General features: G+C 60.7%; 17 protein-coding genes. 9 read left to right on the top strand and 8 right to left on the bottom strand.

What is annotated here, in order from left to right; genetic code table 11:
* Window positions 1–33 precede the first annotated feature (33 nt).
* Together G9X68_RS14400 and G9X68_RS14395 are read left to right on the top strand one after the other, a co-directional pair.
* Window positions 34–1,209: an MFS transporter gene (locus G9X68_RS14400; RefSeq protein ID WP_171602919.1), complete on the top strand. Its 1,176-nt coding sequence runs from the start codon at window positions 34–36 to the stop codon at window positions 1,207–1,209.
* Between the two features lie 500 nt (window positions 1,210–1,709).
* A complete protein-coding gene (locus tag G9X68_RS14395; RefSeq protein WP_138334759.1) occupies window positions 1,710–2,132 on the top strand; it encodes a TIGR02594 family protein in 423 nt (140 codons plus the stop codon).
* 153 nt (window positions 2,133–2,285) lie between these two features.
* Here the strand turns inward: G9X68_RS14395 and G9X68_RS14390 are convergent, their stop codons facing one another.
* The 4 genes from G9X68_RS14390 to G9X68_RS14375 all read right to left on the bottom strand — a co-directional run bounded on the left by G9X68_RS14390 (window position 2,286) and on the right by G9X68_RS14375 (window position 6,194).
* Window positions 2,286–3,071, bottom strand: coding sequence for a class I SAM-dependent methyltransferase (locus G9X68_RS14390; RefSeq protein WP_171602918.1), 786 nt, complete (start codon window positions 3,069–3,071; stop codon window positions 2,286–2,288).
* A 504-nt stretch (window positions 3,072–3,575) separates the two neighbouring features.
* Window positions 3,576–4,166, bottom strand: coding sequence for a hypothetical protein (locus G9X68_RS14385; protein ID WP_244956157.1), 591 nt, complete (start codon window positions 4,164–4,166; stop codon window positions 3,576–3,578).
* Between the two features lie 229 nt (window positions 4,167–4,395).
* Window positions 4,396–4,716, bottom strand: coding sequence for an arsenate reductase/protein-tyrosine-phosphatase family protein (locus G9X68_RS14380; protein WP_171602917.1), 321 nt, complete (start codon window positions 4,714–4,716; stop codon window positions 4,396–4,398).
* A gap of 74 nt (window positions 4,717–4,790) precedes the next feature.
* The gene (locus G9X68_RS14375) at window positions 4,791–6,194 is read right to left on the bottom strand and encodes a pyridoxal phosphate-dependent decarboxylase family protein (protein ID WP_171602916.1); all 1,404 of its coding nucleotides are present in this window, start codon (window positions 6,192–6,194) and stop codon (window positions 4,791–4,793) included.
* A gap of 314 nt (window positions 6,195–6,508) precedes the next feature.
* Between G9X68_RS14375 and G9X68_RS31895 the strand changes: the two genes are divergently transcribed.
* The 3 genes from G9X68_RS31895 to G9X68_RS14365 all read left to right on the top strand — a co-directional run bounded on the left by G9X68_RS31895 (window position 6,509) and on the right by G9X68_RS14365 (window position 8,586).
* Window positions 6,509–6,931: a hypothetical protein gene (locus tag G9X68_RS31895; protein ID WP_244956156.1), complete on the top strand. Its 423-nt coding sequence runs from the start codon at window positions 6,509–6,511 to the stop codon at window positions 6,929–6,931.
* A gap of 129 nt (window positions 6,932–7,060) precedes the next feature.
* Complete coding sequence (locus G9X68_RS14370) at window positions 7,061–7,567, top strand: GNAT family N-acetyltransferase (protein ID WP_171602915.1); 507 nt, start codon at window positions 7,061–7,063, stop codon at window positions 7,565–7,567.
* A gap of 98 nt (window positions 7,568–7,665) precedes the next feature.
* Window positions 7,666–8,586 carry an ornithine cyclodeaminase family protein gene (locus G9X68_RS14365; protein WP_342355326.1) on the top strand — a complete coding sequence of 307 codons (921 nt, stop codon included), beginning with the start codon at window positions 7,666–7,668 and terminating at the stop codon, window positions 8,584–8,586.
* 15 nt (window positions 8,587–8,601) lie between these two features.
* On the opposite strand, the gene dapB is transcribed toward G9X68_RS14365, so the two are convergent.
* The gene (gene dapB / locus G9X68_RS14360; RefSeq protein ID WP_171602913.1) at window positions 8,602–9,372 is read right to left on the bottom strand and encodes a 4-hydroxy-tetrahydrodipicolinate reductase; all 771 of its coding nucleotides are present in this window, start codon (window positions 9,370–9,372) and stop codon (window positions 8,602–8,604) included.
* Window positions 9,373–9,510: 138 nt separating this feature from the next.
* A complete protein-coding gene (locus tag G9X68_RS14355) occupies window positions 9,511–9,726 on the bottom strand; it encodes a hypothetical protein (RefSeq protein ID WP_171602912.1) in 216 nt (71 codons plus the stop codon).
* A gap of 193 nt (window positions 9,727–9,919) precedes the next feature.
* On the opposite strand from G9X68_RS14355, the gene G9X68_RS14350 reads away from it, so the two are divergent.
* The 3 genes from G9X68_RS14350 to G9X68_RS14340 all read left to right on the top strand — a co-directional run bounded on the left by G9X68_RS14350 (window position 9,920) and on the right by G9X68_RS14340 (window position 12,309).
* Window positions 9,920–10,309, top strand: coding sequence for a VOC family protein (locus G9X68_RS14350; RefSeq protein ID WP_171602911.1), 390 nt, complete (start codon window positions 9,920–9,922; stop codon window positions 10,307–10,309).
* 221 nt (window positions 10,310–10,530) lie between these two features.
* Window positions 10,531–11,535 carry a carbon-nitrogen hydrolase family protein gene (locus G9X68_RS14345; protein ID WP_171602910.1) on the top strand — a complete coding sequence of 335 codons (1,005 nt, stop codon included), beginning with the start codon at window positions 10,531–10,533 and terminating at the stop codon, window positions 11,533–11,535.
* A gap of 300 nt (window positions 11,536–11,835) precedes the next feature.
* Window positions 11,836–12,309 (top strand): VOC family protein, encoded by a 474-nt coding sequence (locus tag G9X68_RS14340; RefSeq protein WP_138334747.1) that lies wholly within the window; start codon window positions 11,836–11,838, stop codon window positions 12,307–12,309.
* 80 nt (window positions 12,310–12,389) lie between these two features.
* On the opposite strand, the gene G9X68_RS14335 is transcribed toward G9X68_RS14340, so the two are convergent.
* Together G9X68_RS14335 and G9X68_RS14330 are read right to left on the bottom strand one after the other, a co-directional pair.
* The gene (locus G9X68_RS14335; RefSeq protein ID WP_171602909.1) at window positions 12,390–12,791 is read right to left on the bottom strand and encodes a GFA family protein; all 402 of its coding nucleotides are present in this window, start codon (window positions 12,789–12,791) and stop codon (window positions 12,390–12,392) included.
* A 121-nt stretch (window positions 12,792–12,912) separates the two neighbouring features.
* On the bottom strand, window positions 12,913–13,902 hold the full coding sequence (locus G9X68_RS14330) for a LysR family transcriptional regulator (protein ID WP_171602908.1): 990 nt from the start codon (window positions 13,900–13,902) through the stop codon (window positions 12,913–12,915).
* An 89-nt stretch (window positions 13,903–13,991) separates the two neighbouring features.
* On the opposite strand from G9X68_RS14330, the gene G9X68_RS14325 reads away from it, so the two are divergent.
* Window positions 13,992–14,558 carry a YybH family protein gene (locus G9X68_RS14325; RefSeq protein ID WP_171602907.1) on the top strand — a complete coding sequence of 189 codons (567 nt, stop codon included), beginning with the start codon at window positions 13,992–13,994 and terminating at the stop codon, window positions 14,556–14,558.
* Window positions 14,559–14,615 lie beyond the last annotated feature (57 nt).

The raw sequence follows: 14,615 nt of genomic DNA, 5'->3' as shown, positions 1-14,615 counted from the left end.
TTCAATCCCGCCAATCGGAGCAGAGTCCCCGAGATGAAGCCGCACCATCGTATTTTCTTCATTCAGTTTGCCGTGGCCCTTTCCGTGGGTGCGTTTCTTTCGCGGCTGCCTGACATTCAGATCAAATATAGCCTGACCGAAGGAGAGCTGGGACTTTTGCTCGCTATCATGTCGCTCGGGGTTCTCTGCGGGTTGACGTTCTCGGCGAGGTTCATCGAGAGGCTTGGTGCGCGCACAACGGCCTTCGTCACCGTCTTCGGTGCGGCGTTGTTTTACGCACTGATCCCCTGGATGCCTTCTGTTCCCCTGGCGATGCCATTGTTCTTTATTGCCGGCATTTTCGCCGGCGCATTCGAGATCAACGCCAATATCGAAACCGATCGCCATGAGGCGTTGCTCGGGTACCGCATCATGAGCCGGGCTCACGGCATGTGGAGCCTCGGATTCTGCATCACCGCCCTTGTTGCCGCCGGCATGCGGCAGGCTGCCGTTTCCATCGAACTGCATACCTTCATGGTCCTGGTGACGGTTTTGATTGCCGGGTCGATCGTTTTCTCCGGGATCGAGAATGCGCCTCGGCGGCAGGACGCTCACCCCGGCGATGCTCCGCTCGTCGCTTTTCCCACGATCGGGCTGCTTCCCCTTTGCCTCATAGGCGCAGCTCCGCTTCTCGCCGAAGGCGCGAGCGTCGATTGGTCGGCGATCTATATGCGCGACGTGTTCGCGGTCGAACCCTTCGTCGGCGGGCTCAGCGTGGCCATTTTCTCCTCGTTCATCGCCATCGGACGGCTCAGCATGGACTCTGTGATCGACCGCTTCAATCCACGCCCCGTCACAATAACCCTCCTGGGGATCGCGGCCATCGGTGTTATCTTGGTTGCGACGGCGACACATCCTGTTGTCGCGCTCGCAGGCTTTGGCCTGACGGGGATCGGCTGTTCTTCGGTCTATCCGCTTGCCATCTCGGCTGCGGCCCGCCGCACGGATCGACCTGCACCCGTCAACGTTGCAGCGCTCGGGCAGACGACGTTCCTTGTGTTTTTCGCCGGGCCGCCACTGCTCGGTTTCGTTGCCGAACACTTCGGCATCCGCTTTTCGTACTGGGCGGTCGTGCCTGTTCTCGCCGCAGCACTGCTGGTCACCAGGGCACTTGCCGCGGATCCTGCCCCGGTCACAGGCCAACCCGAACCGGCGCAACCACACGGTTGACACGCCACGCCGGCCTCCGCTGTCCTACGCTCGTTCACGTCCGCAACCGGAGGGGCAACCTCCGGCTTTTGCTGGTGAATTGGGCGAGAGCGATGTATTTCCCATCACGTCGAAGTATTATTAGCGGTAATCGGAAATATAGCTCGTATAGGTGAGGAGCTGATTCCGCGCACTATCGTCAACTCTTGGCGAATGGTTTTGCTGCTCAAGCTTTGCGGACGCAGTCCATCTCGTCTGAATAGACCTGGTTGGGGGGCGAAACTTCCAGCCCTCGGCCTAGCAAACCATATGTTTTTCGGGGTTTTCGAAGGTCGTGTCCGGCCAAAAGGCAGGTTCGCCTACAGAGCTTTCGCGCCTCGCTTCGGACAAATTTCTGCCGCCAAAATGCCAGTATTAGTTGTTTCTAAATCACGCCATAATTCGCATCTACGTTGCCGCGCCTGTTTTATTCTTCGCCACATTTTGGAATTTCAACATTATACAAACAATGGTGGGTAACTATGAAGGTTATTCTCGTCATCGTCCTCACGGCGCTTGCCGTGCCCTGTGAGGCAGACATGCTCGTTACGGCATCCAAGTACAAAAGCATGCACGAACGTTCCATCTCTTTCCTCAGCATCAATCCGCGCAGAGTATCGTGGTGCGGGGCGTTCCTGGCCTTTGTCGCCAAGCGATCTTCGCGGCAACCGCCGCCCAACCCCAACATGGCGGCGTCCTGGAGGAAGTTTGGCAAGCCGGTCGGTGTCCGCTCCGCCAGGCGAGGGGATGTCGTGGTGATCCGCACCGGCCGGCGCTTTCATGTGAGCCTGTTCGATCACATCGACCAGCGCCGGCAGTACGTCTACCTGTTCGGCGGCAACCAATCCAACCGGGTTCAGCTGTCCAGATATCGCGCCAGTTCGGTCGTCGCGGTGCGACGATAATGTCGGGTGAAAACCTCTCCTGACAAAGTCGGCCAACTCATCTTTCGTCATGCTTGGGCTTGTCCCGAGCATCTGCAACCGGTGCAGCAGATCCTCGGCACAAGGCCGAGGATGACGCCGAATGGAGAGCGAGGCTTTGGCGGGAAACAGGCCTTACGCCTTGCGCGCCCTGATGTGGAGGAAGATCGGCGCGATGCGGGTATCGGCGACTATTGGCTCGGCGAGCGCCACCTCGACTGACGCCATGGGCTCGCCGAAAGCTTCGATCGTCAGCCCCGCTTCGACGATCATCGACACCCAGGTTGACAGCGTCCGGTGAAAACGCGGAATGGCAAAGGGCGTCAGCGTCGCCCGTTCTTTCTCGGGGATGGAGGAAAAAATCCAGCGCTCGACCCGGCCGTCGCTCTCGTCGAAATAATCGGCGATCTCAACGGCGACGGGCTCGCCGGCCTGATTGCGGATATTGCGCCGCGTCGGCGGCACAAAGCAGGGATGCAGGATCGAAAATTGCAGGAAGCCGCCCGATTTCAGGACGCGGTGGATGCCCTTCAGCACCTGGCCCTGATCGGCCATGTCCATCATCGACATGAAGGCGGTGACGAAATCGAAACTCGCCTCCGGGAAATCGATGCTCTGGCCGTCGCCGAGCACGTAATCAATGCCGAGCGGCGCTTGCGTCTCGGTCTCGCGGGCATAACGAATGAAGGTCGGGGCGATGTCGAGACCGATCATGCGGGCGCCGAGGCGAGCGACGGCGCGGGTGTTGGAACCTTCACCGCAGCCGAGATCAAGCCCGGCAAGGCCCGCGACCGGCGGCAGCATCTTCAGAAAGGCCGGCGTGTTCAGCGCGTCGCGATACTTGTCGTAACCGGCGCGGCTATAGATCGTCCAGGTCTCGGCATTGCTCTCCCAATGGGCGGCGACATCATTGGCGTTCATGGCTCTCCTCCTTGCTCGATCGGGATGGGCGGGGAGCTATAGGCGGAGCGGGTGACAATGGGAAGACAGTGCTAAACGGATAGCGTTAAAGCAACCCCGTCGCATGAAATGGATTGAGGGAAGGGAGGCGTGAAGCTGTCATTTCGTTTCGATCGCCTTCTCGTTTCGACGTCGTCGGTCCGAACAAAAGATCAGCCAAACGAACACGACAACGACCGTAACGCAGGCGAATGACATAAAGCCACTAAGCCACATCACGGTCACGGCATCCTCGCACTGATTGGCATCAGGACAGCCGCGCGAGGAGTAGTCAGCCCATGCCGCTAGGCGAAGAAGCTGAAGATGAGAAACAGCGGCGCAAACCGAAATCAGCACTGGCACTACGATGGCGCCCATTCTGGCCGCGGCATGCAGCCTGTTCCTCTGCGCATCCTGATTCCTCAACCGAGAAGAGAAGACCCAGGCTTGCCCGAAAACGTGTCAATAGTCGATGCGTAGCATACGTTACTGCGTCAGGGACTGGATACTGTCGTAGCGGACCGTGTACTCATCGGCCGTGCCTTCATCATAGACCTTCGCCAAGGTGGCTTGGAGATCAGGCGAGTAGAGCACGCTCAAGACGTCGACCTGCTCGTTGCCATTCTTGGTCACCTGCTTGATCCTGAGCACCTTGTATTTGCATTCCCCGAGACTAAAGGTTTCCTGTCCGGCGACGGTCAGTTCCAGGTTCCAGCGCGTATCGGCAAGCTCGTTTGGGCCGAGCTGCACGAAAGCAATGTTGGCGCGCGCACCTTTCTTCAGCGGAACGATGCGGCTGAGATCGGACAAGGGGTGCATCGCATATTGTTCGCTTTTGCTGAAACGGGCCAGATCGAACAGGCCGGCAAACGAAAATACCGTCTGCTGCGATGAATCGCTGAAATGATTGACTGATTTGACGATCTGCCCTTCCGCCTTGCTGAACTCGCTCCGTGCACCGCCATTCTCAAGCACGAAACCCTTACCGGCCGTGTCGGCTGACGGACAATCGGCTGCGTGAGCGGCAACAGGCAGAAGGGCGGCAATGAACAACGAAGCAAGGCGGCTTTTCATCATGATTTTTCGCTTCCGATAAGCTGGATCGTCATGGTTCTTCACCTTCTGATCGCGTTTGACCGGCTGGCAATACCGGAGCGCGTGGGAACTGTCACGAAGCTGATTCCTGCGGCGGGAACTATTCGCTGTTTACGTTAATGGCCGGGGCTTTGCGCGGACTTGGCATCGGGTTGCGTCAGCCGCTGCTGAAACTCTCGAAGGCGGTGATTTTGCGGTCGCATGAGCGGGCTTAGAGATGCCGCGGTACCTTGACCTTCAGCAGTTGCACGAGCGTAGGATCCATGAAATCGTAATCGTCAGGAATATCTAGGCATATCAGCCGCTTGCCTTTAAGAGCTGCCCGGTATTTGCCCTGGACTTCCGTACGGTGGGCCTTCTCCATGACGAAGACGATATCGGACCATTCGATCAGCTCGTTCGACAACGGATTTTCGGCATCATTGTTCGTGCCGGCCGAGGAGACTTCGATATCGGGCGAGCTGGCGAAGACCTGTTCGGCCGTCGGGCTGCGAAGCTTGTTCTGACTGCAGACGAACAGGACGTTTTTCACGGTTTCTCTCTTCAAGTGAACAGAGCCGGCGGTAGCACAATTCCGTGTCCCAGCGAACCAAGGCAGTAGTTGCGTCAGCCGCCGCTCACACTCTTGAACGCGGCGATGATGCTTTGGGCGGCGAGCTGCGCCTCATCCGACGTCGTCTGGAAATTGGTGACCGAAAGGCGCAGGACGTCGCGGCCGCGCCATTTGGCGCCGCCGGCGAAGATCATGCCGTCCGCCTGTATCTTTTCGATCGTCTTTCGCGTCAGCGCGTCGCCTTCTTCGGAGGGCAGGTCCGCTCCGAAACGGATAACGAGCTGGTTCAGCGTCACCTCGTTCAGAATGGCGATGCCCGGTTGTTGCGACAGGAGATCGGCCGCCAGCCGCGCTGAGGCACAGCACTGATCGATAAGGGCGGCGATGCCGTCGCGACCGAGATGTTTCAGCATCGCCCAAGTGGCAAAGCCGCGCGCCCTTCTCGAAAGCTCGGGCACGTAGTGGGAAGGATCGCGTTCGCCTTCGCCGGCGAGCGGCAAATAGCTCGCGGCGATCGTCATGGCGCGGCGATGGGCGAGTTCGTTGCGGACGATCGCATAGCCGCAATCATAGGGCGTCTGCAGCCACTTGTGGCCGTCTGTCGCCCAGCTGTCGGCCGCTTCGATGCCGCGGCTGAGGTGGCTGGTCTTCGCTGACGCCTGCGCCCAGAGCCCGAAGGCGCCATCGACATGCACCCAGGCGCGCTTCGCCTTCAACAGCGGGATGATGGTGGCGAAATCGTCGAAGGCGCCAGTATTGATCTGCCCCGCCTGGAGAATGGCGATGACTGGTCCAGAGACGGTATCGAGCGTGCCCGCCAGCGCGGCGCGGTCTATCCGGCCTACCGGATCGGTGGGCAGGCGCAGCACGCGATCATGGCCGAGGCCGAGGAACTGAAGCGCGGAGAAGACGGTCGTGTGGGCGTCGTCGCCGATCAGAACGGTAATCTCAGGCGCCCCGAACAGGCCCTTTGCATCGGCATCCCAGCCCACCTGGCGCAGCACCTCGCCGCGGGCGGCGGCAAGGCAGGTGAAGTTCGCCACCGTCGCGCCGGTGACGAAGCCGACCGAGCTTTCGGCCGGCAGCTTCAGGAGATCGAGAAGCCATCTCGCCGCGACGGTCTCGACTGCGGCCGCGGCCGGGGCGGCGGCATGGTTTCCGGCATTCTGGCCCCAGGCGCTGGTGAGGAAATCGGCGGCGACGCCGACTGGATGTGAGCCGCCGATGACCCAGCCGAAAAAGCGCGGCCCAGTGGTTGCATGCAGCCCGGGTTCGGCGCCGTGCGAGAGACGCCTGATGACATCAAGCATATCGGAACCGGCCGCCGGCAGCGGCTCTTCGAAACAGGCAAGCGAGGCCGAGTAGTCGTGGATGGGCATATGGCGGGCGGGCGCTGCCTGCCGGAATCCTGCCGCAAGGCGGGCGGCTTCCTGAAACAGAGATGCAATGGCCGTCATGCGGATCCCCCTGCCGCCACCGATCCTAGAGGGACTTACCCTCGAAAGCAGGCTGCCAGCACACACAATCTAGCCCATATCGCCGAGGCTGTCTTCGCCTGGCAGATCTCGGATCTGGGTTCTAGGGCCCTCCCTCGGGCTTGCCGAGACCTCAAGACAAATTGAGCATCGGGGAGGCGCTTCCTAAATATCTACAATAACTACCTTATCCAGTGTTGTCCATTTCTCAAATTTTGCGGCTCTTGTTGAAAATGATTGCCTTCGCTGCAAGTATCGTTCAATGATGTGGAAATATCATTTGCGCCATTGTCAAGTTGGTGCTGCCAATCAGCGAGGGATATGCACTGAAATATTTCCTTCTCTACGCGCTGACATGCACGTTGGTCGGGATGGTTCTTCTCTTTATTATCCATGAAGTTGTACCTTTCACGATCGACAAGCCAACCGATCAATCGGTGGTCGGCTCAACTGATGAGCCAGCTGGCGGCCCAACCGAGCAATCGGTCCGACCAACCGGCGAGCCGGTGCCCAGGCGAACAACAGATCAATCCGCCGTCCAGCCAGCCGATCCCTTGGTTGTCCGATCCACCGGCCGGCCGGTCGACGGGCCAGCCCGTGAACCGGTGGTCGGGCCAACCGGCGAACCGGCTACGAGGCCGCCCAATCAATCGGTGGTTAGTCCGACCGGCGAACCGGTCGTCCGGAAGGGTGGCCGGCTGGGGAGTCCGGCGCAGTGACCGGCGCCTGAGATGACGGATTTCCGTTCGATTTCGTAACTTCGAGCATATGCTGAACTATGAAGCTTCCCTGGTTGACGGCTGGGACCATCTGTATTGAGAGTACCTCTCATCTTGCAGGAGGTCCCGATGGATGGAAGCGGCACGACGATCAGGCATATCCAGGCAGACGAAGTGGAGGCTTTCCGGCGCATCCGTCTGGAAGCGCTTCGTACCGAACCGTCCCTCTTTGCAAGCCGCTACGAGGACTGGGAGGCTCTTTCTCTCGAGGAGTGGCGCAATCGCCTGAATGAGCCGGTTTTCATCGCTTTTCAGGGTGACGAACCCGTTGGCATAACCGGCCTAGTTCGACAGCGGCCGAGCAAGATGGCCCATCGTGCGACGATCATCATGGTTTACGTGAGAAGGAGCATGCGCGGAACGGGCCTTGCCGGCAAGCTGCTCAGCGCGGTGGCCGATCACGCGCGCGATATCGGCATCCTGCAGCTGGAACTCTTCGTCAGCGCGGAGAACCCGGCGGCAATACGCTTCTATCAGCGGGAAGGCTTCTCCGAGATCGGCAGGATTCCCGGCGGGGTTCTGGAGGAGGGCAGGGAGATCGACGACGTCATGATGGCTCGCCGTTTGGTCGGTTAGGTCTCACGCGGATGGCTCAACGCATATCGGCTTGCGCGACCTATTGACCTCAAGCGGGGTTGGGGTTGCAGCATGCCGGCATGCCTGGAGGTTTGGCGGTGACTAAAATTCTGAAAGACGAGGATCTGGTCGGCAGCTCGCTGATGATGATCGCGATCGATGCTCTCGAGACCGCTTTTCTCGCGAGAGCCGACAATCGACTGATCTCTCCGCCCCGGCACCATGTCTCGTTTCCCGAGCGCGGCGATCTCGTCTTCACCGTCGGCGGCATCCTCGGCGAGAAACCGCTCGCGGGCTTCCGGGTCTATGAAACATTCGATGGGGCGGAGCATTCGCAGATCGTCGCGGTATGGTCGGCCGATGACGCCAAGCTCAAGGGCATTGTTCTCGGAGAGCGTCTTGGCAACCTCAGAACCGGTGCGATCGGAGGTCTCGCCATCCGCCATCTCAGCGCGCCGGATGCCAGGACCGTGGGGATACTCGGCAGCGGAGCCCAAGCGCGAACCCAACTTGCCGCGGCTGCCGCCGTTCGGAACTTAGACCGCGCACGCGTCTATAGCCGTGACGAGAAAAATCGCGCCGCCTTTGCAGCTGAGATGCAGCAGACCTTGGGTATTGAAGTGGAGCCTGCCGGCAGCGCCTCAGAAGCCGTCGATGACGCCGACATCGTCATCTGCGCGACGACGAGCCGAACGCCCGTCATTCAGGCCAGGGATTTGAAGCCCGGCGTGCACGTCAACACCGTCGGCCCGAAAACGTGTGAGGGATACGAACTCGGCCTGAATATCGCCAATGTCGCAGCCGTGATCGCGACGGATTCTTCCGAACAGACGCGCGCCTATGCTTCGCCGTTTTTCCTCGCCGGCTCCGGCAATGAGCATCGCATGGCCGACCTTGCTGATATCATTGCCGGGAAAGCGGCCGGGAGAGGATCGCCTGGCGATACGACGCTGTTTTGCTCGGTCGGGTTGGCTGGAACCGAGGTCGTCGTCGCCTCGGCAATCCTTGATATGCTGTGAGCCTGTTTCGCTTCTTCACGGCAGACCCAGCACATCTCTCATGGCGTATTCGCCGGGTGCGCGCCCTGCGATCCAGCGGGCGGCGGCAAGCGCGCCGCGGGCGAACATGCCGCGGTCGAGAGCCGAATGCGAGAGTGTCACGACCTCCTCGGCGGCGGCAAACAGCACGCTGTGTTCTCCAACGATCCCGCCGGCCCGCAACACGGCAAAGCCGATTTCGCCGGGCGGGCGCTCGCCGGTAATGCCGTCGCGCCCGCGCCGCTCGACGGATGCAAGAGAAACGCCACGGCCCTCGGCGGCCGCTTCGCCAAGCATCAGCGCCGTGCCGGACGGCGCGTCGATCTTCTTGTTGTGATGGGCTTCGAGGATTTCGATATCCCAGCCATGCGCGGGAAGGGTGCGCGCGGCCTGGGCGACGAGGCCGACCAGCATGTTGACGCCAATGGAGAAATTGCCGGAGCGCAGGATCGGAATCCCGCGGGCGGCCTCTGCGATCCGTTCGAGCTCATCCGGCTCGAAACCCGTCGCCCCGATCACCAGGGCCGGTCCGCCGGCCGACGCGCACAAGCCGGCAAGTTCGGCGGCAGCGCGTCCCGTCGTGAAATCCAGGATCACGTCGGCCGCCTTAACCGCAGCCGAACGGTCGATCAGCCCGGCGCCCATGGAGCCCTCACGGCCAATGCCGCCGACGAACGCAAAAGCCGGATCTGTCGTCAGTAGCGGCAGGATGGCGCGCCCCATGCGGCCGTTCGCGCCGGCGACGGCTATTTTGATTGGTGAAATCACGGTCTTTCCTTGGCTCGATATTTCCGGCCGAACGGCTATTTACATCCAGCATTCGCGCCGGAGAAGGGGATATGCAACTACCGCATTCCGCTCCCGGCGCAAATCGGATCTACCGTGATTGCCCCATGGTCGTCGGACTTACCAATTGCCGGGGTCGGCGGTGTGATCGATGCTGGCGAATTCATCGGCCTTCTCCCGGTCCAGCCTCACCTCCGTGGTCGCCTTCGTCTCGTCGGTGACCGCGTAGCGGTCAGGGACTGGTCCCCTTGATAGTTCCTGATACAGAAGCAGGGCGGCCTCCTCAGCAGTGTCGGCCTCGATCTCGCGGGCAATGGTGACGGTGAACTTGTGCATGGCTTCGGGCCTTTCGATCGTCGTGCAGGCGTATGCGCAGCGAGCCCAGTCTGACACGAGTTTTGTGTCGAGGACACAAAAAGCGCGCTGTTTAGAATTTGATTCATGCGACGGCTCCAGCTCTTTGTTTTTATGAGTGTCGTGGTGCCAAACCGCTGCATAGTTGGTCGAGTTCAGCCGAGGAGGGTAGATCATGCGCCTGAACCAGGTAACCGTAACGATGCCTGACCTCGATGCGGGCTGGAACTTCTACTGCGCTCTCGGTCTCAGGCCCATCGTCGACGCTCGTCCTCGCTATGCACGCTTCGTCTGCCCGGACGGAGACAGCACCTTCTCCCTGCATCAGGGCGAAAGTGGCGGTGGCGGAACCACGGTGTATTTCGAGTGCGAGAAGCTGGACGAGACGGTCGGCAGCCTCATCGAGGCTGGTCTTCGTTTCGTCACCGGGCCAGAGGACAAGAGTTGGCTCTGGCGTGAAGTCGAGCTGTTCGACCCCGGCGGCAACCGCATCATCCTCTATTTCGCCGGATCGAACCGCACCGATCCGCCATGGCGAGTGGATAAGGTGGACCACCCGAAGTAGGGCCTTGGCGCCGGCCGATCCCGACCATTCTCCGAATTGACGAATCGCGGCCGCCTCGGCATCTTTGCTTCGGCGTGGCCTAACGCCGAACCTCCCTAGACCTTCCCCAGCAGGGTCTTCAACCGGAGGCAAAGGGACTTTCGTCTCGGGTCGTGATCCTTGGTCCTGATGTTTCGGGCCTGTTGCTGGGGAACGATGTCCGGAACGTGAGAGGCCATGATATGACTGAGAACGGAAATTTCAAGCGGCGGGTGCGTGCGCGCGCCGCCAAGACGGGTGAATCCTACACCGCCGCCCGCATGCATGTTCTCCCCAAATCGGCGAATGACGCAGCGCCTGAGGTGAAACGCCTGCGTCTGGCCGTGGCGCAGACCACCTATGCGGACGATCCCCGCGATATCGACAAGCTTCGCCAAAGCGGGCAGGAGATGCGCCTGCTGATGAGGCAGGCGCGAGAGGCAGGGGCACGGCTCATCCACTTTCCCGAAGGAACGACATCATCGCCGAACAAGCGCATCATGTCGGAAATCGGGCCGAGAGAGATCGGGCCGTCCGATTGGCGGCGGTTCGAATGGGCCGTGTTGCGCGAGGAGCTGGATGCAACGCGCAAGCTGGCCCGCGAGCTTGGACTGTGGACGGTCATCGGCTCGGTGCATCCGCTGACGCCGCCGCACCGGCCGCACAACAGCCTCTATGTCGTCTCCGATCGCGGCGAACTGGTGACGCGCTACGACGAGCGGTTGCTGTCCAACACCAAGATCTCCTTCATGTACACGCCGGGCTCGATACCAGTGACCTTCGAGGTCGACGGCATCCGCTTTGGCTGCGCTCTCGGTATGGAATGCCACTATCCGGAGATTTTTAGCGAATATGAGCGGCTCGACGTCCATTGCGTGCTGTTCTCGACAACAGGCGGTTCGCCGGCCAACGAGCCGTCCTTCGCCGCCGAGGCACAAGGGCATGCGGCGAGCAACAGCTACTGGGTCAGTTTCTCGGCCCTTGCCCATCCCGGTCAGGCTGATCCGGCCTCTTCCGGGGTCGTCGCGCCCGGCGGCCGATGGGCGGCGCAATGCCCTTCGGAAGGAACGGCTGCTATATCGCTCGCGGATATCGACGACAATCCCGGCGATCTTTCCCGGCCGTGGCGGCGCAAGGCACGGAGCGGCCTCTACGAGCCGCACCGCGTGGCGGGCGATCCGCGCAGCGACGCGCGGAATATGTTTTAGATCGCGTCGCGTCCACGGCATGCCCGCCGAGTAAATGCAGATGACGCTGAATGCACATGCGGAACTGTAATCCACAGTTCCGCAATCTCCCGCTTGTAAAAGTATCTCCCGCGCCAAGGACTGGGCGCACTGGATCCCTGTGAAGAGCACGGGGATGAAAGGAGGGGAGGTAGGCGGCGCTCCACCAATTTAGCAGCGTTCGCAATCGTCCGCGTGAAATCGCTAGGACCGGGCTGGAGAAAGACGGTTTGCGTCTTATTTCAGTGGGCAATGCGAAACGAAGAGCGAAAGGACTGCGCAATGGCAAAGAACACGATCTGCGTATGGTACGACAAAGACGCTGAGGCTGCTGCCCGCTTCTATGCCGCGACTTTTCCCGACAGCGCCGTGGGTGCCGTTATTCGGGCACCGGGAGATTATCCTGACGGCAAGCAGGGAGACGTCCTGGTCGTGGAATTCACCGTTGCGGGTATTCCCTGCATCGGCCTGAACGGCGGTCCCGTGTTCAAACACAACGAAGCCTTCTCCTTTCAGATCGCAACCGACGATCAGGAAGAAACCGATCGTTACTGGAACGCCATCGTTGGCAATGGCGGCCAGGAAAGTGAGTGCGGCTGGTGCAAGGACAAGTGGGGTGTGTCCTGGCAGATTACGCCGCGCATCCTCTCCGAAGCGCTGGCGGCGGGTGGCGGTCAGGCAAAGCGTGCTTTTGACGCGATGATGACCATGAGGAAGATCGACGTCGCGGTGATCGAGGCCGCCCGGCGCGGCTGAGGCAGCTTCGCGCAGAACGATCTTTTACCAGGAGCTCGCATCTGATGCGATCCGGCTCGGTGGCGTCTTCGCGGGTCGGTTCAGAACCAGAGATCGCGTACGCAGCGCCCCTTGGACGGAAGGTCTTCAAATGTATCCAGGCCATCGAAATGATCGATAGTCAGATCCTGAACGATTTCCGGCGGCGCAAGCCGGATATTGACGGCCATGCGCCTGCGGCCATCCTTTCGAAGCCGCAAGCTGCGCCAACTCAAGACACAGGCGCAGGAAGGGCAGAACAATATTTCGAGAGACGGCTCGTCTCTGTCGGCGCGGGTGTAGGAGGCGATCTCACCGGTGAGAGCGATGCGCTCTCCTTCGTAGTCATAGGCCCACAGCGTGCCGTAGCGTCGGCAGAGCGTGCAGTTGCAGGCGGTAATCGAGCCCGGATCACCTTCGAGTTTCCAGCTTGCCTTGCCGCAATGACATGAGCCCGTCAGCATGAGCGTCGGTTCGATCCTGCTTTCTATTCAAGGGCGGCATCCTGCCTCAATCGCGCGACGACCGCAATTGGGCGATCCTGGGTGTCCGGTCTTATGCTAGCGGCGGCTCAAGTGCCCGCCTTTATGGGGCCCGACGACTTCCGCTGTCAGTGCGGGTTTTATCTATCGCGTTGCCGATGGATGCCTGCAGGAGCCTTACGAGCCAGGCCACGCCCTCGTCACGCATTGCCGCCTTCGGTGCAGCCGCGTTGATGGCGAAGCGTCCGAGGGGCAGGGGAGAATTGACGCTGACGACGCCGAACCGCGCGGCATGCATTTCGACGAAACGGCGTGGCAAGGCCGAGATAAAGTCGGTTTCCGCAAGCACGGCGAGCGCCAACATGAAGTTCGGGACCGTCAGCGCCACTCGCCTGGAGCATCCATGGCTGGCCAGCACATTGTCGACAAAGCCATGTGTATCGCCCAGATGCGAGACCACAAGGTGCTGCATGGCGCAGTAGGTGGCCAGTGTCTGATCTGTCAGAAAAGGGTGGCCCTGACGCGCAGCGATGACAAAATCCTCCTCGTAGAGCAGCAGGCTTGCAAAGCGGACCGGAAATTCGGCCTGAGGAATGATGGCGATGTCCAAGTCGCGGGCTTCCAATGCAACCAACGCATCGCGCCAAGCCAGATCTGGCGATGGCTCGCCCTGTTTAGGCAGCAGTTGCCGGACGCTGATTGCGATGCCGGGAGCAGACTTGGCCAATAGATCGAGCAATGGCGGCAGAAACACAGACGAAACGCCATCGGGCGCCCCGATCGTAAAGCGTCGCTGAGAGCGGGCTGGATCGAATGGCTCCGCTGTCGCCACCACGCTGCGAACGCGCGCCAATATATCGGCGATGGGTGCGGCAAGTTCCTCGGCCCGGTCTGTCGGAACGACACCCTTGGGTGTTTTGAGAAACAGCGGGTCGTCCAGCAGCATGCGCAGCCGACCAAGGCCGTGACTGATGGCCGAAGGCGAGAGGTTCAACCGCTGCCCCGAACGCCCGACATGGCGTTCCTCAATGACAGTCTCGAACAGCACAAGCAGGTTGAGATCGATTCTGGATAGATCAATTTGGTTCAGCATATTGATGAAATTGTATCATTGGATTCATCATCGTGAAAGTGGGAAATAACCATCATTCCGGTATTGCCGGCCACCGAAGGGAAGATCCAATGTCCTCTTTCAAAAACAAAACGGCGCGCGGCGACCAACCCGTGCACGAGGCCACAACCATGTCCCGGCGAGCCGCCCCGACGATGGCGATCGCTGCAACAGGGCGCGTCGTGCATGCCACCCCGGCATCCGATCAGGCGTTGCCAGGCATCATCCGCCGCACAGAACAGCAGGCAGCGGCTTTCATGGCCGGCGACATGACAAGGTGGGCGAGCCTCATCCAGCTCGATGACGATTTCACCCTGATGCAGCCATTCGGCGGCCCGGCCAGCCATGGCTTCGACGATAGTCCCGAGCATCTGGCCGAACTCGCTCGGTACTTCCGCAACGGCGGCGGAACCCTGGAGGTGGAAAAGTCCTATGTCTGCGGCGATCTGATCGTACTGGTGATGATCGAGCGCCAGCATGGTGAGGTTGGCGGCTTGCCGGACCAGAACTGGTCGCTGCGCGTCACCCAGGTCTATCGCCGGCATGGATCGGACTGGCGGCTCGCCCACCGTCATGCCGACCCCCTGGTTGAAAAGATCTCGCTGGAACATGCCGCAGCCCTGGCCCGGGGCGAATGATGTCCGTTGGGATTGAATCGATCGCCTGAATGGGAATGCTGCCGGTCAGCCTTTCAC

The organism is Rhizobium changzhiense, from assembly GCF_013087625.1.
Lineage (GTDB): Bacteria > Pseudomonadota > Alphaproteobacteria > Rhizobiales > Rhizobiaceae > Rhizobium > Rhizobium sophorae.
The sequence above is the reverse complement of the archived record's forward strand: the minus strand, read 5'-3'. Positions and strand labels throughout refer to the sequence as shown.